The sequence below is a fragment of the Gorillibacterium massiliense genome (genome assembly GCF_000455485.1).
Classification (GTDB): Bacteria; Bacillota; Bacilli; order Paenibacillales; family NBRC-103111; genus Gorillibacterium; species Gorillibacterium massiliense.
Genome location: NZ_CBQR020000066.1, coordinates 1 through 22,944, shown reverse-complemented (window position 1 = coordinate 22,944; position 22,944 = coordinate 1). Strand labels below are relative to the sequence as shown.

Annotated in this window: 18 protein-coding genes and 2 riboswitches; of the genes, 7 read left to right on the top strand and 11 right to left on the bottom strand. The window is 53.0% G+C overall.

Annotated elements, in window-relative coordinates; all coding sequences use genetic code 11:
* The 6 genes from purB to TJ79_RS07520 form a co-directional block, all read right to left on the bottom strand.
* A partial coding sequence (gene purB, locus TJ79_RS07545; RefSeq protein ID WP_040949687.1) for an adenylosuccinate lyase occupies positions 1-1,045 on the bottom strand: 1,045 nt, incomplete at its 3' end.
* Between the two features lie 107 nt (positions 1,046-1,152).
* Positions 1,153-2,334: a 5-(carboxyamino)imidazole ribonucleotide synthase gene (gene purK / locus TJ79_RS07540; protein ID WP_040949686.1), complete on the bottom strand. Its 1,182-nt coding sequence runs from the start codon at positions 2,332-2,334 to the stop codon at positions 1,153-1,155.
* Positions 2,331-2,816 carry a 5-(carboxyamino)imidazole ribonucleotide mutase gene (purE, locus tag TJ79_RS07535; protein ID WP_040949685.1) on the bottom strand — a complete coding sequence of 162 codons (486 nt, stop codon included), beginning with the start codon at positions 2,814-2,816 and terminating at the stop codon, positions 2,331-2,333. The genes purK and purE overlap by 4 nt, the downstream gene beginning before the upstream one ends.
* A gap of 370 nt (positions 2,817-3,186) precedes the next feature.
* Positions 3,187-3,288, bottom strand: a riboswitch (purine riboswitch).
* A gap of 184 nt (positions 3,289-3,472) precedes the next feature.
* Positions 3,473-4,873: an NADPH-dependent glutamate synthase gene (gene gltA, locus TJ79_RS07530; RefSeq protein ID WP_040949684.1), complete on the bottom strand. Its 1,401-nt coding sequence runs from the start codon at positions 4,871-4,873 to the stop codon at positions 3,473-3,475.
* Between the two features lie 4 nt (positions 4,874-4,877).
* A complete protein-coding gene (locus tag TJ79_RS07525) occupies positions 4,878-5,702 on the bottom strand; it encodes a sulfide/dihydroorotate dehydrogenase-like FAD/NAD-binding protein (protein WP_040949683.1) in 825 nt (274 codons plus the stop codon).
* Between the two features lie 159 nt (positions 5,703-5,861).
* On the bottom strand, positions 5,862-7,889 hold the full coding sequence (locus TJ79_RS07520) for an alkaline phosphatase family protein (protein ID WP_040949682.1): 2,028 nt from the start codon (positions 7,887-7,889) through the stop codon (positions 5,862-5,864).
* A 237-nt stretch (positions 7,890-8,126) separates the two neighbouring features.
* On the opposite strand from TJ79_RS07520, the gene TJ79_RS07515 reads away from it, so the two are divergent.
* Positions 8,127-8,936, top strand: coding sequence for a DUF4097 family beta strand repeat-containing protein (locus TJ79_RS07515; RefSeq protein WP_040949681.1), 810 nt, complete (start codon positions 8,127-8,129; stop codon positions 8,934-8,936).
* Positions 8,937-9,040: 104 nt separating this feature from the next.
* Here TJ79_RS07515 and TJ79_RS07510 read toward each other — a convergent pair whose 3' ends face one another.
* On the bottom strand, positions 9,041-10,441 hold the full coding sequence (locus TJ79_RS07510) for an NCS2 family permease (protein WP_040949680.1): 1,401 nt from the start codon (positions 10,439-10,441) through the stop codon (positions 9,041-9,043).
* 149 nt (positions 10,442-10,590) lie between these two features.
* A riboswitch (purine riboswitch) is annotated at positions 10,591-10,691 on the bottom strand.
* Positions 10,692-11,334: 643 nt separating this feature from the next.
* Here TJ79_RS07510 and TJ79_RS07505 point away from each other — a divergent pair.
* The 4 genes from TJ79_RS07505 to TJ79_RS07490 all read left to right on the top strand — a co-directional run bounded on the left by TJ79_RS07505 (position 11,335) and on the right by TJ79_RS07490 (position 15,534).
* Positions 11,335-12,042, top strand: coding sequence for a hypothetical protein (locus tag TJ79_RS07505; protein ID WP_040949679.1), 708 nt, complete (start codon positions 11,335-11,337; stop codon positions 12,040-12,042).
* A gap of 2 nt (positions 12,043-12,044) precedes the next feature.
* On the top strand, positions 12,045-13,346 hold the full coding sequence (locus TJ79_RS07500; RefSeq protein ID WP_040949678.1) for an oligosaccharide flippase family protein: 1,302 nt from the start codon (positions 12,045-12,047) through the stop codon (positions 13,344-13,346).
* Positions 13,347-14,546, top strand: coding sequence for a glycosyltransferase family 2 protein (locus tag TJ79_RS07495; RefSeq protein WP_040949677.1), 1,200 nt, complete (start codon positions 13,347-13,349; stop codon positions 14,544-14,546).
* A 70-nt stretch (positions 14,547-14,616) separates the two neighbouring features.
* A complete protein-coding gene (locus TJ79_RS07490; protein WP_040949676.1) occupies positions 14,617-15,534 on the top strand; it encodes a decaprenyl-phosphate phosphoribosyltransferase in 918 nt (305 codons plus the stop codon).
* Between the two features lie 404 nt (positions 15,535-15,938).
* Here TJ79_RS07490 and TJ79_RS07485 read toward each other — a convergent pair whose 3' ends face one another.
* The 3 genes from TJ79_RS07485 to guaA all read right to left on the bottom strand — a co-directional run bounded on the left by TJ79_RS07485 (position 15,939) and on the right by guaA (position 19,048).
* Entirely contained in the window at positions 15,939-16,820 is an 882-nt protein-coding gene (locus TJ79_RS07485) for a DUF5050 domain-containing protein (RefSeq protein ID WP_081756770.1), read from the bottom strand.
* 171 nt (positions 16,821-16,991) lie between these two features.
* Positions 16,992-17,333 (bottom strand): hypothetical protein, encoded by a 342-nt coding sequence (locus TJ79_RS07480; protein WP_040949674.1) that lies wholly within the window; start codon positions 17,331-17,333, stop codon positions 16,992-16,994.
* A 176-nt stretch (positions 17,334-17,509) separates the two neighbouring features.
* A complete protein-coding gene (gene guaA / locus TJ79_RS07475) occupies positions 17,510-19,048 on the bottom strand; it encodes a glutamine-hydrolyzing GMP synthase (RefSeq protein WP_040949673.1) in 1,539 nt (512 codons plus the stop codon).
* A 196-nt stretch (positions 19,049-19,244) separates the two neighbouring features.
* Between guaA and TJ79_RS25785 the strand changes: the two genes are divergently transcribed.
* Both TJ79_RS25785 and TJ79_RS07465 read left to right on the top strand, forming a co-directional pair.
* The gene (locus TJ79_RS25785) at positions 19,245-20,249 is read left to right on the top strand and encodes an ATP-binding cassette domain-containing protein (RefSeq protein ID WP_081756769.1); all 1,005 of its coding nucleotides are present in this window, start codon (positions 19,245-19,247) and stop codon (positions 20,247-20,249) included.
* Complete coding sequence (locus TJ79_RS07465) at positions 20,246-20,944, top strand: hypothetical protein (protein WP_040949672.1); 699 nt, start codon at positions 20,246-20,248, stop codon at positions 20,942-20,944. The genes TJ79_RS25785 and TJ79_RS07465 overlap by 4 nt, the downstream gene beginning before the upstream one ends.
* Before the next feature lie 82 nt (positions 20,945-21,026).
* On the opposite strand, the gene TJ79_RS28420 is transcribed toward TJ79_RS07465, so the two are convergent.
* On the bottom strand, positions 21,027-22,944 hold a 1,918-nt coding region (locus TJ79_RS28420), incomplete at its 5' end, for a transglutaminase-like domain-containing protein (protein ID WP_052339377.1).

The following is a 22,944-nucleotide window of genomic DNA, read 5'->3' as shown; positions in this document are numbered from 1 at the left end:
AGGTGCGCTCCATATTGCGCTTCATGTTTTCCGGGAATACCGTCAGGTTCTTGATGATGTTGCCCAACCGGTTCAGCATGTAGTTGATCAAGATGGTGGAATCCGGCAAAATGATCCGCTCCACCGAAGAGTGGGAGATGTCCCGCTCATGCCAGAGGGTCACGTTTTCGTAGGCGGAGATCATGTGGCCGCGGACGACCCGAGCCAAGCCAGAGATGCTTTCGCAGCCGATTGGGTTGCGCTTGTGTGGCATGGCCGAGGAGCCTTTTTGCCCTTTGCCGAAAGGTTCTTCAACTTCACGGAACTCGCTCTTTTGTAGGGCGCGGATTTCCGTTGCGAACTTGTCCATCGAAGTGGCGATAAGAGCCAAGGTAGCCATATAGTCGGCGTGACGGTCACGCTGTAAGGTTTGGGTGGAGATCGGTGCAGCCGTGGTGCCCAGCTTGCCGCACACATACTGTTCAATGAAAGGATCAATGTTGGCGTAGGTTCCGACGGCTCCGGAGATTTTGCCGAATTGGACGCCGTCCGCCGCTTGGCGGAACCGCTCCAGGTTGCGCTTCATCTCTTGGTGCCAGAGGGCCATTTTCAGACCAAAGGTGGTGGGCTCAGCGTGGACGCCGTGGGTACGGCCCATCATCGGGGTGTTTTTATAGGCGACGGCTTTGTCCCGGAGGATGCCGATGAAAGTCTGCAAATCTTGATCGATAATGTCGTTGGCTTGCTTGAGTAAATAGCCCAACGCGGTATCGACGACGTCGGTGGAAGTCAATCCGTAGTGGACCCATTTGCGCTCCGCTCCAAGGCTTTCGGATACGGCGCGGGTGAAGGCGATGACGTCGTGGCGGGTTTCCTGCTCGATTTCATAGATGCGGTCGATGTCGAAGGTGGCTTTGGCGCGGAGCTCAGCCACGTCTTCTTTGGGGATGATCCCTAGCTCGGACCAGGCTTCGCAGGAAAGGATTTCGACTTCCAGCCAAGCGTTGAATTTGTTTTGTTCCGTCCAAATGGCGCCCATCTCGGGGCGGGTGTAGCGTTCGATCATGAGGCTTCGTCCCTCCGGTTTTGTTGGTTTTCTATCTCGACAAACGGACTGACTGAAAAGGTATCGGATAGCGAATTCCTATGTCCTTTCGTTTGCCGCTGTTTCTATTATGAACGGGTTTCCGGTTGTTTCCAAATGGGGGAATCCTCCACCCAGCGGAGCGCCCGATCGATATCTTCGGTTATCAAAGTGATGTGGCCCATTTTACGTTTGAGCTTGGCTTCGCTCTTGCCGTAAAGGTGGAGCTTGATGGACAAGCCATCCTCTTCCCGCTCCTGCTCAGCCAACCATTTCAATGCCTGTTCCACATGCTCGCCCAGCAAATTGACCATGACGGCCGGAGTCAACAGCTCCGTTCCGCCCAAAGGCAGGTTGCACACCGCCCGGACATGCTGTTCAAACTGGGAGGTGCGGCACGCCTCAATAGTGGCGTGGCCGGAATTGTGGGGTCTCGGGGCCAGCTCGTTGACGAAGAGTTGGCCGTCTGCGGTGAGGAACATTTCCACCGCCAGCAAGCCGACAACGCCGAGGGCATCGACTAGAGCCAAGGCCAGTTCCTCCGCCCGGCGCGCCGTCTCCGGCGCGATCCGGGCGGGCACGATGCTCACGTGGAGGATGTTGTCCACGTGGATGTTTTCCGCGGCGGGGAAGGCTCGGGCCTCTCCCCGCGGGCTGCGGGCGGCGATGACGGAGATTTCTCTTTCAAAGTGAATGAAAGATTCAAGGACAAGCTCCGTCACCCCGCCGCCTAGGCCGGCGAAGGCGGCGGCTGCCTCATCCGCTGCACGGATGACGCGCTGGCCCTTGCCGTCGTAGCCGCCAGTGGCCGTCTTCAGCACGCAGGGTGTACCGAAGCGGCCAAGCGCCTCCTCGAGATCCGCCAACGTGCGGATCTCCGCGTAAGGCGCCACCGGCACGCCGGCCGCCTCGATGGCGCGTTTCTCTCGCAGGCGGTGCTGGGTCGTGTGCAGCAGGGCGTGGCCCTGGGGCACGTACGACTCCTCCGCCAGCAGCGCGGCAACCCCGGCATCCACATTTTCGAACTCGTATGTGATGACGTCTGCCTGCCGCGCCAGCTCCCGCGCCGCCGCGGCATCGCTATAGGCGGCTGTGATCTGGCGGTCCGCCACCTGGCCCATGGGCGAATCCTCTGCCGGGTCCAGGGTGACGAACCGATAGCCCATATGCCGCCCAGCCAAAGCCAGCATGCGGCCAAGCTGCCCGCCCCCCAGCACGCCGATGGTGCTGCCGGGCAGGATCACCGGGCCGCTCGGGTTATGTTCGCTCATTCCAGCTCACCCGCTTCCAATACGCTGGCGGTCAGCCTCTCTCGCCGCTCCTGCACTCGCCGCTGCACCTCCGGCTCGAAGGAGCCGAGGATTTGAGCGGCGAGCAAGCCGGCATTGGTCGCCCCGGCCTGGCCGATGGCGACGGTAGCCACCGGTATTCCGCCGGGCATTTGGACGATGGACAGCAGGCTGTCCAACCCGTTCAAAGCAGCCGACTTCACCGGCACGCCGATGACCGGCAGCACCGTCTTCGCCGCCACCATGCCCGGCAAATGGGCAGCTCCCCCGGCTCCGGCGATAATGACCTTGAGACCCCGCTGGGCAGCCGTCTCTGCGTACTCAAACATCAAATCAGGCGTACGGTGCGCGGAAACGACTTTCTTTTCATAAGGAATGCCCAGCTCCTCCAGCACCTCGCAGGCAATCTTCATCGTTTCCCAATCGGAACGGCTTCCCATGATAACTCCCACTTTTGCGCTCATTACCCCGGCATCTCCTCTTGATTAAATGGCAATGGCCTTTCTCATTGTTCCCTAACCTAAATAAGTTGAACTTAAGACTGCAAGGATTTCGTCACTGCAAAACCTGATTATTCTTCCAATCGCTGTTGCGCTCAGATTCCCTGATTCCGACAACTCCCAAAAGGGAGGAATCTGATCGCAAAGGCGACCGCTGACGCTTTTCCAGAACAATCGGTTTCTCCGCTCCTTCATCCCTTTCTTTCGTTCCTTTTATATAGCTTCTCTATCGCGGCGAGCTTCAGCCGACGAAAAAAAGCGCCCGGGCTCGGGTCCATCCCGTACCGCCGGACGCAAGAAAATAGCGCCTGACTCTCCCCTTGTAGATAGAGCCAAGCCTAATCTTCCTGCTCGTAGTCCAAAAATTTGCGGTCTTTGGGTAGAGACTTTCGGGCCATATCCCCGAATTTATACGAGTAGTTAAAATAATTTGAATGTAAAAGTCGAAATAGCGAAAGACGTATAATCTATTTCTATCTTACCAGCCACGCCAGAGATGTGTCAACCAAAGACGAACATTAAAAATTACATGTCAGATCATAGTTCGTAATTTAGCCAAGTTGTGGAAACGGCTGCAAAAGTAAAAACCCTGTCCTTCCGGACAGGGTTCTGATATTAATTTACAAAGCCCTGCGCTTGCTCTGCAGGCTTTCGTGGATCGCCTTGGCCGCCTTCTTGCCGGCGCCCATAGCCAGGATGACCGTGGCCGCCCCGGTAACCGCATCGCCTCCGGCGTAAACGTCGGGCTTGCTGGTCTGCATCGAGTCCTCCTGGACGACGATGCCGCCCCAGCGCTCCGTCGACAAGCCGGGCGTCGTTTGGCGGATCAGCGGGTTCGGCCCCTGGCCGATGGCGATGATTACCGTCTCTACGTCGAGGGTAAAGCGGCTGTCCAGCTTTTCCACCGGACTCCTACGTCCGCTGGCATCCGGCTCGCCCAGTTCCATCTCGACACAATCCATCGCCTTCACCCAGCCGTTCTCCCCGCCGATCTTCACGGGATTGGTCAGGAGCCGGAAGCGCACGCCTTCCTCCATGGCGTGATGTACCTCCTCCTGACGTGCGGGCAACTCCTCGAAGCCGCGGCGGTAGACGATGCTCACTTCCTCCGCTCCGAGACGCAAGGCAGTACGGGCCGCATCCATCGCTACATTGCCGCCGCCGACAACGGCGACGCGCCGGCCCACTTTCACCGGTGTTGGATTGCGGGGATAATTGTAAGCCCCCATCAAGTTGACCCGGGTCAGAAACTCGTTAGCCGAATAAACGCCGTTCAAATTCTCTCCTTCGATATTCATGAATCGGGGAAGTCCCGCACCGCTGCCGACGAATATCGCCTTAAACCCTTCCTCCTGCAATTCATCGATGGTGATGGAGCGACCGACTACGACATTCCGCTCGATGTGGACGCCCATAGAGGCGATCTTCTCGATCTCCTCTTGCACCAGGTCTTTCGGCAGCCGGAACTCGGGAATGCCGTACAGCAGCACACCGCCAAGAGCATGCAGCGCTTCGAAAATCGTAACGTCATATCCCAGCTTCGCCAAATCGCCGGCGCAGGTCAACCCTGCCGGTCCGCCGCCGACCACAGCGACTTTATCGCCGTTTTTCATCGCCGTGCGGGGATCTGGGCATCCTGCCAAAAGCGCATAGTCGGCAGCAAAGCGTTCCAACCGGCCAATTGCCACGGCCTCGCCTTTTTTGCCGCGGACGCACAACGCCTCACACTGGGATTCCTGGGGGCAAACCCGGCCGCAAATGGCGGGTAGATTATTTTCGCTGGTGATGATCTCGTAGGCTCGTTCCATTCTTCCTTGTCCCATCGCCTGTAAAAAATCCGGAATCGGCACGCCCACCGGGCAACCGTCCACACAGGGCTGATTGCGGCAATGCAAGCAGCGGCGCGCCTCATCCATCGCCTGCCACAGCGTATAGCCCAAGGCCACCTCATCAAAGTTATGGCTACGCAGGAGCGGCGGCTGCTCCGGCATGGCGTTTCTGGTCATGTTTGGGCGTCCCATACCCTCATCCCCCTAAACCGATTTGACAGACATGAGCTTCCATTTCCTTATACATGCCTTGCCTGCGGATGCACTCGTAGAAATCGACTTCCCAACCGTCAAAATCCGGCCCATCCACACAGGCGAACTTGGTGGCGCCGCCAACTGTAACCCGGCAGCCGCCGCACATTCCCGTGCCGTCTATCATAATAGGATTGAGAGAAACGCCGGTGGGGATGCCCCGTGGCTTCGTTAATCCTACAACTGCTTTCATCATGGCTAACGGCCCGATGGCAATGGCTTCATCGTAGATATTTCCATCATCCAGCAGTTTGCTCAAGACATCGGTAACAAAGCCCTGAATCCCGGCCGTACCATCGTTGGTGACAACGTGAATATTTTCACAAATCTCGCCAAAAAGATCCTCCAAAATAACGAAATCCGAACTTCTGCCGCCTAAAATGACATCAACCCGTGTTCCGATACTGGCGTATTGACGCAATTGTGGATAAAGAGGAGCAGCGCCAACGCCTCCTGCAATTCCAATGACCCTTCGGCAAGCCTTCGGTTCAACGGGGCGTCCTAGCGGACCGGCGAAATCCAAAAGATATTGGCCTTCTTCCTTCTGACTAAGCAACTTGGTGGTAAAACCGACAACTTGATAAATGACCGTGACTGTTTCTTGTTCTCTGTTGAAGTCCGCAATCGTTAAAGGGATTCTTTCCCCGTTGTCCTCTACCCGCACCATGACGAATTGTCCAGGTTCACATTTCCGGGCGACATACGGAGCATGAATGACCATCCGTTCAACGATGTCGTTAAGTTTGTCTTTCTGTACAATCCGATACATAATCACGTCTCCTTATCGGCTTTTCGTATTCTTACATTATATAGTCAACCAATCTATCTGCCAGTGACATATATCAACAGCCCCATAAGAAAAACGGATGCCCGGAAGCATCCGCTATGCATAAACTTACATTCACCTACTTTTACACCGCAAACAGGGTTACCTCTCTTCCTTCAAAAGCGGGTACCACTCCTTCCCCTTTCCGTCGGCAAGGGAAGCCTCTTCCAAATGAACGGCAGCGTTAGGATCCTTATCTCCTTCCGGATAAATCCGGATCAACGGCTGACCCTGGGGAAAAGATGACTCCGTTTCCGCTACCAGGCGGATCCGCCCGGCCTTTTGCCGGAACTGCAGAATGGATACCCGGGGATCGACTGCTTCCGCTCGGTAACTTCGGCCTGCAAGTCCCGTGAATCGCCCAAAAAGGATTGCCGTATCCGATGTGCCTCCTTGCACACTCAAGAACTCGGTTGCGGCGTCGTTTTCTCTTTTTAAACGAACAACGGGTTCGCCCGCCGCAGCTTTGTGATCCTTTTGTGCAAAAAACAATCCTGGCGGCAGCTTGGCATCGCCGATCCGGGAATCCCGCCTGAGAGCGGCCAGCACGATGGCCGCCAAATCCTTCGTCGTGCCGCCATGCATGAGCCTCGTTTCGCCGTTGCCTGCTGACACCGTCCTTCCGCTAGCACCCAAGAATACCGTCGTCGTAAACGGAGTCGTCTGCCCGTGAGTTCGAGGATGAGACAGACCACCGTTTTTCGTCAGCATTCCTCCTCCATGGTCAGCGGTAAGCAAAATCAGCGAATCCTCCACCAAGCCATTGCGCGCAAGCGCGTCATACATGGTACCGATGTACTGGTCGATTTTAGCCAATGCCCCATAATAGCTCTTGGTGAACCACCCTCTACGGTGCCCAGTATTATCAAGAGATACAAAATGAACAAAGACCAGCGAAGTATCCTTGGCCTGGGACGAATCGCAGTACTCGACAAATTGCTTCGTGATTTCGGAATCCTTCCCGAAGTGCAGGCTCGTTCCCTCTTCCGGTTCGATCAGCCCGTTGGCGAAAGAGGCCCAGCCAGCAAATACGGCGGTTTTTCTGACTGGCAGCTGCTCTCTCAGTTTTTTGAACAAGGTTGGATAGGGAGCACCCTCCGAGTACGCTTTGGATGCGACGGTCTTATTGCTCACCTGATGCTTGCTGTAATCGACACCGGTCAGCATCGATTCCCAATTGGGAGCTGATTTGGAGGGCAAGGTCGTGCGCACCGTATAGCTGACTGCCCCTTGTTTCAATATTTGCTTGATTCGCGGAATGTGCAGCCGGCTGCCGACCTCTTCCTTTTTGCCTGTCAGACTAGGGAAGTACGGCGCGGAATCACTCACAGAAATGCCCGCTCCGTCGATCCCGAATACAATTACCCGTTTATAGGGGAGAATCTCCAGTTTTTTTGCAAGCTCCTCCTGCTTCTGTTTCGGTAGCCTTCTTGCCAAGCCAAGATCCGCCGCCGTAAAATAACCATCCTTATTCAGATCAAGGGTGTCTTTTGCATGAATGGTAACGGTTTTCCCATGAGTCACGAGGCTCTTCACCGGGATCTTCCTGCCGCCTGCTTCAAATTTTGCGGAATCAATGGCAAACTGTCCGGAACCGGAAGGCGCGACTGTCCGGAAATAAAGCTCGCAAACCCGGGAAGCGCGATAGCTGGTAGATGCGTAATGCCGCGCCCCCTTGATTTTCAGCAGCAAACGCCCTTTCTCCGATGCATCAGGTGTTCCCGATATTCCCGTCGCCCTGACAAAGGTGAATTTAGTGGGATCGTAGGATAGCGCCATTTGAATCCGGCCGATGGCCGTATACATATCAGGCGTTTTCAGGTGCAGCGTTAAGCGGAAATCCGCGCCTTCCGAGGTGTGTTCCGCTCCAAGAAGCGAAAGCTCGCCGCGGAATGACTCCGGTCCGTTCCCCCATTTGATTCGGTTTAGATGAAGAAATGAAAAAGGAGCATGGTGCGCCTTATGATTCTTCTCCTCCATAGCTGCTACCGGAACCGCATGGGCCGGGTTTTTCGGCAGTTTTTCTTCCTTGCCGACGGATTTACCCATCAGACTGCTTGTTATCAACCCGGCAGCGATCCAAACGACGAGCAGAATGAAAACTAGTTTTTGAGCGGTGGAGTTGGACATTGGCGCGCACCTCTTCTTCATCGTAAGTCGGCTTCCATGCGGATGAGACTCTCTCCTTGTACTCCCCCATTTTGCCCTGAAGTATGCGCAGGCCATGTAATCCGTCATATTTGTCACGAAAAGACATGACATTTTCTCATGACAAACTGTACTGGCTGATGAAGGGCCATTTCGATAAGATGAGCAGAGTAGGAGCGATATACATACTCAAGAAGAGAGATAGGATGGGGAGTTCGTATGAAGAAGTGGAACGGATCCTGGCAGATCGTCTTGATCCTGCTGGCCGTCATTAGCCTTGGAGGCTGCAAAATGGAAAAATCGACGGAGTCGAAGGAATTGAACCTGCAAACAGATGGCGTCGCACTGTTGGACATCCAGTCAGGTCCGGGGGATTTAGTGATCGCGGGAGACGAACATGCCACCAGCATCACGGCCAAAGCGGAAATCGTAAGACAGGGGCTGGGAAAAGGTCAAGGCTATACCTTCAAACTCGACAAGGATGGGGACATCGCCAAATTGACAGCCGATACGAAAGGCGGCTTGATCATCCTGCAAAACACCCGGATCAATGTCACCGTAACCGTTCCGGTTGGCCTCGCGCTGCGGGTCAAAGACGGCTCAGGTGATCTTCATATCGAAAACGTAGCCGGCGGCTTGGAAGTGAAGGACGGCTCCGGGAATATCGAACTGCGAGACGTTCAGGCGATATCGGCTATCCATGACGATTCCGGAAACATCATTTTGGACGGAACTTCGGGAAATATCGATCTGCGTGATGGATCCGGTGATTTAACCGTAAGCACCCATACCGGGAACTTGACAATCAAGGATGACAGTGGCGATATTCGCCTGCAAGGTGTCCACGGCAATATCAGCGTAAACGACGGCAGCGGCGGTCTAGCCGTGAATTCCGTCAAGGGAAATGTTTGGGTCAGCGACGGCAGCGGCGACATTGCCATTGACGAGGTGGAGGGGAATGTCACCATCGCCAATGACGGTTCCGGACAATTGGCAATTCATAATGTTACCGGCACGGTGACGAAATAGCGTTATCCCGCGAAAAAAAGCACAGAGCGTCCGATACGGAAGCGCTCTGTGCTTTTGGGTTTGATTTGCTCTGTTATAATGGCAAGCAGGCCGGGCTACTAAGCTTAGCCTTGGCTGCCGATGAACACGTAACGGGCGATGATCAGCACTGCGAGAATCCACATGAGCCAGTGGACTTTGTATTTGTTTTCGCCTTTTTCACGCAGGTTGGCAACTGTGGCAAGAATAACATAGGACAGGATGCCGAAGGAGATACCGTTGGCAATGTTGTAAGTGAACGGCATAAAAGCGACGGTGAAGAAAGCCGGAATGCCGTAAACCAAGTCGTTGAAGTCAATGTCTTTCACAGCTTGCATCATCAGTACACCGACGATGATCAGGGCTGCAGCCGTAGCGCCGGAAGGAATCAACGCGACGACAGGAGCAAGGAACAGGGCGAGCAGAAAGCAAACGCCGGTGGAAATGGCGGTCAAGCCGGTGCGGCCGCCTTCGGCTACGCCTGCCGCGCTTTCTACAAATACGGTGGTCGTACTAGTACCCAGGAGAGCGCCACCGCTGACTGCGACAGCATCGACGATCATCGCTTTACCTACGCGCTTGCGGCCTTCTTCTACGTTTTTCATAAAGCCGGCGCGGGTTGCGGTGCCGACCAAAGTGCCGAAGGTGTCGAATAATTCAACGAAAGTAAAGGTCAAAATGATGGAGATCAAACCGGTATGGATGACGCCATTCCAGTCGAAGTGAGCAAAGTTCAGCTTGGAGAAGTTGGGAACCCAAGGGGTTGCCGGATCGTTCAGGCTGTCAAACTTGGTGTAGCCTAGAATGATGGAAACCAGCGTGGACGCGAGAATCCCGATGAGGATACCGCCGCGTACGCGGAGAACCATGAAGATGGCGATAAGGGCAAGAGCAATCAGGGTAATTTGTACGTCATGGCTCTCGAGAGAACCCATATGAATGACCGATTCAAAGCCGAGCAAATCGGTAAATTTACCTTTGGTCACTTCGGTTACTGCAGTTTCCGTAGCGATGGTCATAATGCCGCTGTTCTTCAAGCCGATGATGGTGATGAACAACCCGATCCCGACGGTAATCGCATTTTTCAAAGAGTCAGGCACAGCAACGAGAAGCATCTGGCGAACTTTCGTAACCGTGAGAATGATGAAAATGATACCGGAGATGAAAACAGCCGTTAAGCCGATTTCCGGAGTGATGGGATGTTTGCCGCCTTGCGAGCTAAGAACGACTGTTGCAAAGTAAGCATTGAGCCCCATGCCAGGAGCAAGGGCGACTGGGAAGTTGACGAACAAACCCATCGCTGCCGTGAAAATACCTGCGGCAAGAGCCGTTGCCAGGAATACGCCGTACCAATCAAGACCTGCACCGCTCAAAATGTTCGGATTGATCGCCAAAATGTAGGCCATCGTCATGAACGTGGTAAGACCTGCAACAATCTCCGTGCGAATGTTCGATCCGCTTGCCTTTAGCTTGAATAACCGTTCCATTCTTCGTAATTCCCCCCGTAATAAAATGAAAAATGAAAAGCAAAAAGCCGGCATCCGTGAGTGAGGGCGCCAGCTTCCGAACAAAGTAATAGAAGTCTGCGGATACTCGCCGCTTCCGTAAAATTCCCAGAAGATCAGTGAAGTATTCGCATGCTCCGTTCCTTCTTCGTAGCCAGATCATTTACGGTGATCTCGTAGAGACTTCCAGGCCCATTCCCGGAATTATACGAAAAAAGCACTATTCATTTTCATTACTCATTCTAAAGGCAGAGGGCGAATTTTGTCAATGCAAAAAACGAACATTCAACGGCAAAATATTTGTGAACCTACGTCTTTAAAACGAGAATTTTCTGCTTTTGCCCTCAAACATCCCCATTTCCTCCCAGTAATACGTACGCTGACAATCTGCTTGTTATTCGTAAATTAGAGTTAATCTTTTTAAATGATCGCTATCATAAAGCTGCAAACCTGAATGATAACGATAGCTGGAACCAAAATTGCGGGACGAACAGGCATGAAAGGTGCGGCGTAACCGGAGAAAAGAGCGGAGGTGAAACGTTCGCAGGGACTTCCAACCTACAAAATAATCCCCACCATTCGATCTGCTCCGCAAGATCATACTCGAGCTAATTATAAAGCATATTTGATATCCACATTAGGAATCACGATTAGGAATCACTCGATCTATTTGTCTTTGCTCGGGGATCTTGCCGTTTTTGCCGTGTTATTGGCGATTTGGTCGAAATTTCCGTATTATTCACTAACTAGAAAATATTGGGTAAACATATACAAAGAACTATTTAATAGTAATATTTTAGAAGTTATAGTAATTTTTAAAGGCGTTCCCATAAGCCGGGCAAGGCGAATTTAAGAGATTGATAGGAGGTATTGTGATGGAAGTGATCCGCAAGTATCTTTCGTTCTGGTTTCTGTTGCTTGGCATCGCCGGTTTTCTTTATGTCTGGTTCGGCATTCCCCGGGAACCGGAAATCGATAAACTGTGGTATCTAGTGGCCAAGCTGTTGGCCTATGGATGCATTCTCGGATTTATCGCTTTCTTCCCCAATCGCTTCAAATACGGACACCTGATGGTCTATCTTCCCTTCCTCATCTTTTTGGGATACCTCATCCCCCGCGTCAGCTTTTTCGGCGTAACCGGCAATGTAATTGTTACTAACTTCAAATCCGTCGGAGAATGGTATACACTGCTCTACCTCCTTGTCGTCCAGATGATCAACCTCACGGTTTCTTTCGCATACCGCATGGGAGGCGGCACCTCGGGCCGGACCATCAAAATCTCCCTGCTCGCCACCATCACCCTCTTTTCCGGATTTCTGGATCTCGCCTTCTACACCATCAACCCGGTGGAAGTCCCTGCTGGCGGACTCATTTACGCCCATCACATCACCATAATCGTCGGTCATGCTCTTTCGTATAATGAGACCATCATCTTCGCTCTATGCCACATTCCGCTGTTCCTGCTGGTTCTGTTTACGCCTTTTGATAAAATAATCAACTCCATTTCCGCGCGAGTGCAAAACCGCAGCCGTTCGAAAAGGGAACTCTTTGCGGCATCCGGAACTTCTTCGGCTCAAGGCTGACCATGAACGATCGAACCGCCGCATGGACTGCCGCATTCGGACGTGTTCGGGAAAAGGTGAAGCAGCCGGGTATTCTAGCCTTTTTCCGCAATATCGGGGTCACCTTCGTCTTTAAAGGGTTATCGCTAATCCTGACGCTGATCATTTCCGTGGTTTGCGTTCGGGAATTCGGAGCCGCTTTATGGGGACGAGCCGCACTAATCGGCAATCTGGCGGGCATCCTCTACATCCCCCTCACCTTCGGCTTCTATTACGGTGTCGTCAAGCATCTTCCTTTGGCCGAAGATAAGGAAGGACGAGAATTGATGGGTACGGCACTGGCGGGAAACTTGGTCTCAACCGCGGGACTGGGCCTACTCTTTCTCCTCGTCGGGTCTGCTGCCGAACGTTCCTTCGGTTTGTCCGCAGAGGTGTGGAGTTGGGCTATCGCACTTGCAGCCAGCATCAATCTGTACATCCTGGCGGAATCATTCCTGCGGGGCAAGCAGCGGTTTCTGCTGATCGGGTCTTTCAAGCTTTATGCCTCTCTGCTCTCGCTGGCCGGTGTGCTGTTCGGGTTGTACGTGCTGGGAATCCGAACATTGTCCGCCTATGTATGGCCCACCATAGCTTATAACCTGCTGTTTTTTGCGGCGGGTATCGGAGTGAGCCGCCCTTTCTCCTTTCGCGTCAGCCGCCAGGCTTGGCAGAAACTGTTCGCTTTCGGTACCTTCACGATGCTGAGCTCTCTCGTTTCCGCCCTTTTGTTTACCGGCGATCTACTATTCGTCGCCCGTTTCGGCACGGATGAAGACGTCGGCGTCTATTCCGTTTACCAGAGCACGATCCGCTCCTTATGCACCATTTTGTTTCACGATGTGTTCGCCGTCGTCTTTCTGCCGATGATCGCCGGCAAGGACAAACGCCGGGTCGACCGCGCCATCCGGCGTTACTTTTTCCCCATCGCTGCTGGCATTGGAGCCGCTGCCGCTGTCATCGCGACGGGCCTAGTGCTGCTGTACGGGGGCGTTTTCCCGCTGAAAGGGTTATATGTGGCGCTCACCGCCGGCGGCATCTCCTTGAACATCATGTATCTACTGACGGTTTCGGTGGTTTCTCTCGACGGCGTCCGCGCGGCGCGGCTCGCTTTTCTCGCCCTGGCAGTTCCTTTGCCTTTTCTGCTCGCGCTGCAGTATTTCCTGATCCGGCAATGGGGTCTCACGGGCGGCATGGTTTCCGTTTTGCTGCTCAATGCCGTTCTGCTCGTCTCGCTTCGTATTCTGCTCCGGTTTCGCTATCCCGCTTGGCAAGGAGGGAATTCGTAATTGATTTCATACAGTATAGTCATACCGACTTATAACAACAAACGGTTGCTCGCCAACACCCTGGAAGCGCTTAATTATCAGACGGGTTTTGACCCAGGGAGCTATGAAGTGCTGGTAGTGGATGACGGCTCCGACGATGAAACGGAAGCGTTCATCCGGGACATCCCCAGCGCCTACGCTTTCACCTATCTTTATATCCCCCGCTCCGCCAATTCCTGCCGAGCTCGGGTGCGTAATGCCGGATGGAAGCAGGCGAAAGGACGATTCATCCTTTTTCTCGACTCGGATATCGTTGTCGCACCCGACTATTTAGCCGACCTGGATAGGTATTTTCAAAGGAATCCGGATCTGTTGGTCTGTTCGTTCCGGTACATGCTAAGGGAGACGATCAACCAGGACGAACTGCGCAGTGGAGAGTTGTTCCGGCGAAACTTCCAGACGCTAGAGTATTTAGAAGCGCGCCATTTCGATTGCATGGTGTCCGGCTTCAACGTCGCGGCGTTAAAAATTCCGTGGCAATTCGTCTTTTCATGCAGCATGGCTCTTTCCCGGGAACATTTGAATGAACTTGGCGGCTTCGACGAGGGCTACATGGGCTGGGGAATGGAGGACACGGATATCGGCTACCGCGCCCATCACATGGGTTTGCCCATCGTCTGCCACATGGGGATGACGGCGCTGCACCAATTCCATGGGGAAGCCTTCGGGGATTTGAAAAGCTATAAGAAAATGCAGGACTGGGACATCAACATCACCCGCATGTACCGGATCTACCCGGAACTGCAGCGGGAGCTGCCCCGCCGCTCGGTGAATATCGCCTATTTCACCCGCCGGGTGGCGCAAATGCTGATGCGTAAAGAAAACAAACGGAGCAATTACGTTATCGAGGTCCGGGAGAAAGCGGAAATCCCCGACGCAAAAGAGCTCATATCCGCCCTTGCCGCGAAGCGCGGATACTTGATCATCGTCCAAGATGAATCGGAGGATGCCGACTTTCATCTTTGGATTCAGCTGCTGGGCTATACCGAAAGCGAGATCCGCTATTTCCCCCGTTCCTTCCAGTTTGAACGGCAGGCGGTGCGGCGGTATCACAAGTCGGTATTTTCCATCCGGCGAAGCTTCCTGCTGATCTACCGCTGCTTGAAATTGGTCATCTGGAAACTGGAACAGCGGGTTCGACATGAGGCTGCCCAACCATGATAACTTCCCACGTCTGGAAGAACCCTTTTTCTTTCGTTCACCCATTCGGCAAAGAAAAGGAGCGATGGTGATGCATGCGAGCAAAAACACGTTGAATTTGGATAAGCCTGTTTCTCTCCCAGAGACGCTCGGACTGCTTTTCGTTCAGCTGCGCCCCCGGCAATGGACGAAAAACCTGTTGGTCTTCGGCGCCCTCGCCTTCTCTACGAAAAAGCTTGATTGGGACAATCTTCTTCAGACCTGTGCGGCATTCGTGCTCTTTTGCCTAATATCCGGGAGCGTTTACATCATGAACGATTACATGGACCGGGAATCCGACCGTCTGCATCCCGATAAAATTAAGCGCCCGATGGCTTCAGGCCGGCTAAATCCCGCTCTCGCCCTATCCGTCGGTGCAGGCTTGCTGACCATATCACTCAGCGCCGGCTTCTATCTGAGCATAGCCTTCGGTTATCTACTGCTCGTTTATTTTACGCTGAACGTACTCTACAGCCTGAAGCTTAAGCACGTGGTGATTCTGGACCTGATGGTCGTCGCCTCCTGCTACGTGCTGCGGGCTGTGGCCGGAATCATCGTGCTGGACGCCATTCTCACGCCCTGGTTCATGATGTGCGTGTTCCTGCTCTCGCTGTTTCTCTCGATCGGTAAAAGGCGTCACGAACTCCTGCTGCTGGAGTACCGGGGCGGCGCCCACCGCCGGGTGCTGGATCATTACTCGGAGCCCTTGCTTAATCAGATGTCCGGAGTCGTTACCACTTTGACGATCATCAGCTATTCCTTTTACACATTCATTTCGGCCTACCCCATCTATATGATGCTGACCATTCCCATCGTCATTTACGGGATGTTCCGCTACCTCTATCTCATCCACGTGCTGGGTAAGGGCGGAAAGCCGGAGACACTGCTGTATGAAGACAAGGGGATACTCGCCTGCATCCTCCTCTTCGGCGTATCCGTTCTCTTGATCGTGAATGCGGCACCTTTGTAAAGGGTGGGGATTGAGGACAAGATGGCAATAAAAAAGGCAATCTACGGGAGATTCCGGGGATTGCCAAACCGTTGAGGATCTCAGATTCCGCCTGCAAGCGGAGGAAGAGGTCCTTTTTTTGAGCTAGATTCTCTTATAGACTTGGATTTCCATTCAAGCTCTTAAAATGTTGGATTATATGCACCTTTTGATAGCAAACAGCTCCGAATCCAAACAAATGTTGGATAAATAGCATGATTTTCGCCTTGCAGTTGCGTTTGAGGCACAAAATCCTTCACGAAATCCAACATTCTCTCTTTAAAACCGCTCCCATTTGAAAAATCCTACACGTTTTCCAACTTTTTATCCGAAACGAATATTCTTCGGCAAAGGGTACTTTGAACTTGCCTTTTCTAAATGCCACCTTACATTTTTGAAGCCTCATACTCCACTTTCTCTTTGCCGCTGCCGTCGGTTTTCATGCGATAACAGTTGTGGTCACTATAAAAATAAATCCATGACCCGGATACGTGCAGATTTTCAATTATGTCCTCTTCATCCAACTTTGTTTTCTTGGAGCCATCCGGCTTAATCCTGTATAAAACATCCTTATCTCCGGAAACCAAGTAGTACACCCATCCTTCTCCCATTTCAATCCATTCAGGAGTATCATCCGAAACCAGTCTTTTCGATGAACCGTCGGTTTTCACCTTATAGATGGCGCCAGATTTATCCATATTGGCATAGTAAACGGTATTTCCGCTAGCAGAGATATGCTCGGCTTCATCATCCGCAACCAAAGAAAAACCGGTTCCATCCGTTTTTATTTTATACAGTTTGTTCTCGTCATCCAAATTGCTGAAAAAAAGATAGTCACCAGATAATGTTAGGTTTTCGCTGCTTCCCTCATTTACCATTATCTCATCTATTTTCGGGAATTCATCACTAAGATCCGAATCCTCGCCAAAAAGTTTATGTTCTTTACCGTCAACATTTGACTTATAGGTAAGATTCGAATGAATCCGAATTTCATTCGCCTTATTCCGTTTCGTTTTTTTAATCTGATCATCATCCGTTATGTAATAGATCCAGTTATTGCTTACTACCGCTTCGTTTGCGCCAACAGGAGAGATATAAAACACCGAATTATCCTTCATATCTGTCCTGAATATACCGCTTTTGCCAGCGTCGTAAGACCATACCGACTTATCTTTGGCCGCGCAACCGCTTATCATTACCCCACACAAAATCCCTACTAATATGCTGCCGAATATTCGTTTTGAAACGTAAAAAGATTGCCTATTCATTTCATTCTCCTTCCGGATGCCTGTACTTTGCGGTTATGCAATGTGTACAAAATCATAGTAAATTCTACCATATTTTGTTGAATTGAAGGTAGGAAAATTCCGCAAAAAAACTCCCTTTATGCGATAACCGCAGATAGAAGGGAGTTTGCCCAGTCGGCCATGCCTATTCATTTATATCAATTTCATTTTCGATCCCTTTTTTTCTGGCACGATATGCCACTTCAATTCCAAAAAATAAGGAGGAAAATAGTCCATCTGCAACCAAGAATATTTGCCATCCGGCAGCAAGGTCCCGATAAGAAGCTCTTTCTTCAGGTTAAGTCTCATGATCTCTTTTCCGCTTCTGACCGTGTATCCTTCATGAATCTGAGCATAGGCGTGTTCAATTGAAAATTCCTCTCCTTTTTCCTGCTCGATTTTTTCCAGGAGAGATTGCAGGTTTTGTTCCTTTCGTTCCCATTCTGCCGCCCAGCAAAATCCATCTAAATGACTATCCGGTTTCCATGTCTTCATCTGATTTGTCCTCCCATGTCCCAAACTAAGATGTCACTTACTTAGAAAGACAGTACGAAAGCAGTGAGAGTTACCCGACTTTTGAACGATTCGACAAAAAAAGTCGAACAATGGAGAAATTCCACTGTTCGACTTTATTCTTATAAATGTAATTCACTTTTTCTTAGAAGATGCCTCTACTCCCACTCAATCGTAGCGGGCGGTTTCGATGTTACGTCGTAGACGATGCGGTTGACGTTGTCCACTTCGTTAACGATGCGCACCGAGATTTTCTCCAGCACGTCCCACGGGATGCGCGCCCAGTCGGCGGTCATACCATCGATAGAGGTGACGGCGCGGATGCCGACGGTGTAGGAATAGGTGCGGGTGTCGCCCATGACGCCGACGCTCTTCATATTGGGCAGAGCGGTGAAGTATTGCCAAATCTCCCGGTCGAGGCCGGCTTTGGCGATTTCATCCCGCAGGATGGCGTCGGATTCCCGGACAATGGTCAGCTTTTCTTCCGTCACTTCGCCCAGTACGCGGATGGCGAGACCCGGACCCGGGAAAGGCTGCCGCCATACGATGGCATCCGGCAAGCCTAGCTCGGAACCGACTTTGCGCACTTCATCCTTGAAAAGAGCTTTCAGCGGCTCGACCAGCTGGAAGCGCATGTCTTCCGGCAGACCGCCCACATTGTGGTGGGACTTGATGGTTTGCGCCGTGGCCGTTCCGCTTTCGATGATGTCCGTATAGAGAGTGCCTTGGGCGAGGAAATCGAATTCGCCGAGGGCAACCGATTCTTCTTCAAAGGAGCGGATGAATTCGTTGCCGATAATTTTCCGCTTTTGCTCCGGATCGTCCACTCCCACCAGCTTGTCCAGGAAGCGCCGCTGGGCGTCGATTTTCACCACGTGCATGTCGAACTTGCCGACAAAGGTGTCCATAACGCTTTCCGCTTCCCCTTTGCGCAGCAAGCCGTGATCGATAAACATACAGGTCAGTTGATCGCCGATGGCTTTATGGATGAGCGCCGCTACAACGGAAGAATCTACCCCGCCGCTGAGTGCACACAGAACCTTGCGGTCTCCCACCTGAGCGCGAATTTCTTTTATCGTGTCGTCGATGAAGCTTTCCATGTTCCAGTTGCCATCGCATTTGCAAATCTCATACAGGAAGTTGCGAATCATCGCGTCGCCCTGCAAGGAATGCTTAACCTCCGGATGAAACTGGACGGCGAACATTTGCTTCGCGGCATTCCACATGCCGGCGATAGGCGCATGCTCCGTGCTGGCCGTTAAAACGAAACCCTCGGGGAGCTTTGTCACCATGTCGCCGTGACTCATCCACACCTGCTGCTTCCGATCCATGCCGTTCGTGAGGAGACAAATGTCTTCAAAATCCACCATCGCCTTCCCGTATTCCCGTTTGGCGGCGCGGCTGACTTCCCCCTTCAATTGATGAGCGATAAGCTGCATGCCGTAGCAAATGCCCAAAATCGGGATGCCCAGTTCGTATACCGCCGGGTCTACCTTGGGGGAATTTTCCTCATATACACTGGAGGGACCGCCGGAAAAAACAATGCCCTTCGGCGCCAGTTCACGAATGCGTTCTATGGACACGTTATAGGGCAAAAGCTCGCTGTATACCCCCAGATCCCGGATCCGCCGAGCGATCAACTGGTTGTACTGGCCGCCGAAGTCCAGAACGACGACGATTTCATTCGGTTTGCTCAACTTTGAGACCTACTTTCTCCTCGATTTTTATGTCATTATATTTTACCCATTCTATAGCCGTCAAGGAAAGGGGGGTTGGAAAAGGCTTTTGCAAAGAGTCCGGGAAGGAATACGTCGGTTTTTGGACAAATAGCCATAGGCATCAGTTTGAAATAAAGGTATAATTTTCAAAAAAAAGAAAACAGCAAACAGCGAAATGATGCGAAAGCGGGTGCAGAATATGGCGTTTACCGGTCTCCGGTTGTCTGGAGTCGGCAAAAAATACGGAAGCCGGACGGTTTTGCAGGATATCGGCTTTGAACTCGAAAACGGGAGCATCATGCAAGTCAAAGGCCGCAACGGCTCCGGCAAGAGCACCTTGCTGCAAATCGCTGCCGGAGTCTCTTCCCCCACTGCCGGAGAGCGTGTTATCTCCACAGTCCCAGAGAAGCGGATCATCACCGGATATGCGCCTGAACGTTTCCCACGGCTGAGGTTTTCTCCGGAAGAATACTTGCTCCTGATGGGCCGGATGCGGGGAATGGATGCCGGCTTATTGAAAGAGCGGATTCATCAGCTTGCGGAGCGATTAGCTCTGCCCTTGAAGAAGAAGCGCGTAGACATTCTGTCCAAAGGCACCGCACAAAAAGTCAATCTTGTGCAAGCCTTTTTGCAGCCGCCGGATCTGCTTGTTTTGGACGAGCCCTTCTCCGGTTTGGATACCGGCGCTCAGGAGACGCTGATTCGACTTATGGATGAATGCCGAGAGCTAGGAGCCATCATCCTGTTGACCTGCCACGAAGAGACCGGTGCGGAAGGGCTTGTGGATCGCATCCTTCTGCTCCAAGAAGGGATGATCGTTGCCGACCGGACATCGGGCGCGGATGCGGACGATGGGATCAACGCAATGCCCGGTTTGAAAGCATCCGGGACGGGATCGGATAAGACGGTAACCAGCATTGCGAGCGATCCGATTGAAGAAGCTGGGCGGATGGTGGTGCGGTTCAGGAAAAAAGCTGGCCCCGGAAATGAAACGGACTTTGATTGGCCAGCCGAAAGGAGCGGCATTTATTCGGTGTCGCAAGATGGCGAAACCGTTACGGTCCTCGTTAGCCGCGCTTCCTGCGATTCCGCAATTGCAGCGATCCTGAGACACGGCGGCTCTGTTCTGCAAGTTATCCAAGCAGCCGAGTCCGAAAGGAGCGAAAAACCGCCTCTATGATTCCTTATCTGACCTATTTGTTCAAGGCTTATACCCGCACCTATCGTTTTATCGGGCCTGTCTGTCTTTTTCTGATTACGGTCTTCTTTCTATATGCCGTCGAGCCCAACCCGGTAATGAGCAGTTATGCCATAACCGCAGTCGCCTTGTTTCCAGTATCCGCATGGTTTGCCTTTGATATAGCACGCATGGAGCAGAAAGCCCAGGAGCAAATCAGTTATTTGGCCCTCGGCAGCCTTCCGGTTTATTTGGCGGGGAAAATCGTCATCGCCTGGTTCCTCTCCATCTGCATGACGGTTGTTGCCCTGGTTACTCCGCTTATTCTTGACGTATTCAGCGAGCCTGCGACTCCGGCTATGCTGGCCGTCGCCTTCGTCTCCCATATTCTTGTGGCTCTGGCCGGGATAGCCGCAGCAGCATGCTTCTCACTCTTACGAAAAACGAGTACCGCCGTGGGCGGTTTGGCTATCGTCCTGCTCCTGTCAGCTTCACGAGGCGGCATGGCGGACAGTCTTTCCGGCGGCTGGAAGCTGCTCAAGTGGCCGTTTCTCCCGGTATACGAGCTTTCCGCCGTTTGGTTCAGCGACAATTTAGGACGCTTATCCGACGCGGTCACGCCTCTGCTAGGACTCCTTGCATATACCGTCATCTATTTTCTCCTCTACGGAGGAATCGCGCGAAAACGGGCATTTTAGTTAAGTTGAATCATTCATCTTCTATTGTTCCACCACCTGAAATAGAAAATCCCGGTCCATTGCGGGCCGGGATTTTTCTATTTTACCGCTTATGGCGAGCGATGCTGGTTGCGCCTAATGCGGCTATCTGATCTTTTAGCGAACCGGTTGGCGCCATTCTGCTGTCAAACCTGATGGCATCGGTCAAAAGTGCCAGCTCCGTCAGCGCCTTTCGGCAATCCATATGGATCTCGACGCGGCTTGTTACGTACTCCTGCAGCGTTTCCGACGGTTTTTTTTGTCCATAGCGGCGGAAGATTCTGCGCCAACGGCGTTCCAGCTCTTTTTGCACGGACTCGTTATAGAGACGATAACCCGCACTGGTGATCAAACGGGGAGAGTCAGCCTCATCTCCATAGGTTGGGACAATCGGCTTCCGGTTGGTCACAACGCGCTGGATAAGAAAAGTGATCAGCAAAACCGTCAGCAAACCGGCCGTGGCAAAAAGATAGGGAAGGGCTGCCGAAGTATCGGCTAAACCGCTAAGATGACGCCCGGCCTGTGATAGCCAATCGCCCATGGTTCGAAACGGATTTTTCCAATCCGTCAAATAGAGGTTAATGAGAAACCCGTCCAGCTTATCTTTTGCGGCTTCCTCCCAGCCCTTCCAGCCCGGCTTGCCATGATCGGCACCTTCGTTTGCCGGAACTCCGATTGCGGGGACAGCAGTCGAAGCGTCCTTACTCTCCGCTGTTCGGGCCGGTGTCGGATCGAAAGACACCCACCCTGCGCCGGGGAAATAAACCTCTACCCAGGAATGGGCATCCCGATTGCGGACCGTTACTGCATAAACCGGTTCTTCCGGCGTGCCGGTTGATAAATCTGCTGTTGAAAGCGTAGTTGAGGTTACCGAAGGAGCGAAGGAGCCTGTGGCTGGGGATTCGCCGCCGTTTATTGCGCTGCCCGGAGCACTGCCTGTCGTCTCCCCCGGCGCGTAGCCTTTAACCCAACGGGCAGGGATGCCTTCCGCCCGCAGCAAGACCGCCATAGCCGTGGAAAAATAATCGCAATACCCTGTTTTGGTATTGAACAGAAAATCATCGACAAAATCAGCATCTTTGTCCGGCATTTTCGCTTTGTCCATGCTGTAAACATACGTTTTGGATAGATACTCCCGAACTGCCTCCACCTTGTCATAGGGGTTATCGAAACCGACGGTGATCTTCCTGGCCAACTCCTTCACCCGCTCCGGGAGAGTATCGGGCAGTTGCAAATTGGTCGAAGCCACTTCGAGAGGATAGGCATCCCCGGCATGGCGCAGCGCTTCGGGGTCCCTGTCGGATAGGGCGGAGACAATCCGGTAAGAAGCGAGAGAATCCAAACCCGTTCCAGTTGGGAGAGTGAAAGCCGTAGCATCACCCTCCGCCTTCACCTGGGACGCCAATATGCTCCCTCCGCTCTTGGAGCGCAGAGAATCCGCAGCCACGATGACGCCACCGGCAAAGAGCCGGTCATTCGGGGCGCCGTCGGCCAGTTGGACTTCCTGCACCACAAGTTCCGGCTGAAGCGTGAGTGAAGACAGTTCCTCATAAAAATAAGCTGGCTGATTCGCGTCTGATGACGAACCGCTCGCGACAACCGGCGAAACATCGCCGGAAGCTGGGGAAACGCCGTCCGTAACGCCGGACGGCTGCAGAGTGTCGGTGGCTGCATCGGCAGGCTGTGTCCAGCCCTTGCCGGTGTATACGCTTTTGCTCTCGCCGCGCCAATAGGTGACGCGGCCGGTAACGGCGGTGAACACGACGCCGTCGTCCGGCGCCACCGGGCCGCCGAGGCGGGAGTCGTCGCCGCCGTAGCCGGTGCGGGCCGCACTTGTGGCAGCGGCAGCCGCTGACGGGCCAGCAGCAGTAGAGCCGGGGATATAGGAGCGGACGGCCGTGCCGATCCGGCTCCAGTCCACCGGCTCGACGGCGCGGGGCTGGCCCATGGCAGCCAGCAGCCCGGCGGCGAAGCAAAGGCCG

Coding starts and splice junctions, on each gene's coding strand:
- TJ79_RS07505 (WP_040949679.1), top strand. CDS start 11,335: ATGGAAGTGATCCGCAAGTATCTTTCGTTCTGGTTTCTGTTGCTTGGC.
- TJ79_RS07485 (WP_081756770.1), bottom strand. CDS start 16,820: ATGAATAGGCAATCTTTTTACGTTTCAAAACGAATATTCGGCAGCATA.
- TJ79_RS07515 (WP_040949681.1), top strand. CDS start 8,127: ATGAAGAAGTGGAACGGATCCTGGCAGATCGTCTTGATCCTGCTGGCC.
- TJ79_RS07525 (WP_040949683.1), bottom strand. CDS start 5,702: ATGTATCGGATTGTACAGAAAGACAAACTTAACGACATCGTTGAACGG.
- TJ79_RS25785 (WP_081756769.1), top strand. CDS start 19,245: ATGATGCGAAAGCGGGTGCAGAATATGGCGTTTACCGGTCTCCGGTTG.
- TJ79_RS07510 (WP_040949680.1), bottom strand. CDS start 10,441: ATGGAACGGTTATTCAAGCTAAAGGCAAGCGGATCGAACATTCGCACG.
- TJ79_RS07480 (WP_040949674.1), bottom strand. CDS start 17,333: ATGAAGACATGGAAACCGGATAGTCATTTAGATGGATTTTGCTGGGCG.
- TJ79_RS07490 (WP_040949676.1), top strand. CDS start 14,617: ATGCATGCGAGCAAAAACACGTTGAATTTGGATAAGCCTGTTTCTCTC.
- TJ79_RS07500 (WP_040949678.1), top strand. CDS start 12,045: ATGAACGATCGAACCGCCGCATGGACTGCCGCATTCGGACGTGTTCGG.
- TJ79_RS07520 (WP_040949682.1), bottom strand. CDS start 7,889: ATGTCCAACTCCACCGCTCAAAAACTAGTTTTCATTCTGCTCGTCGTT.
- purK (WP_040949686.1), bottom strand. CDS start 2,334: ATGAGCGAACATAACCCGAGCGGCCCGGTGATCCTGCCCGGCAGCACC.
- gltA (WP_040949684.1), bottom strand. CDS start 4,873: ATGGGACGCCCAAACATGACCAGAAACGCCATGCCGGAGCAGCCGCCG.
- purE (WP_040949685.1), bottom strand. CDS start 2,816: ATGAGCGCAAAAGTGGGAGTTATCATGGGAAGCCGTTCCGATTGGGAA.
- TJ79_RS07465 (WP_040949672.1), top strand. CDS start 20,246: ATGATTCCTTATCTGACCTATTTGTTCAAGGCTTATACCCGCACCTAT.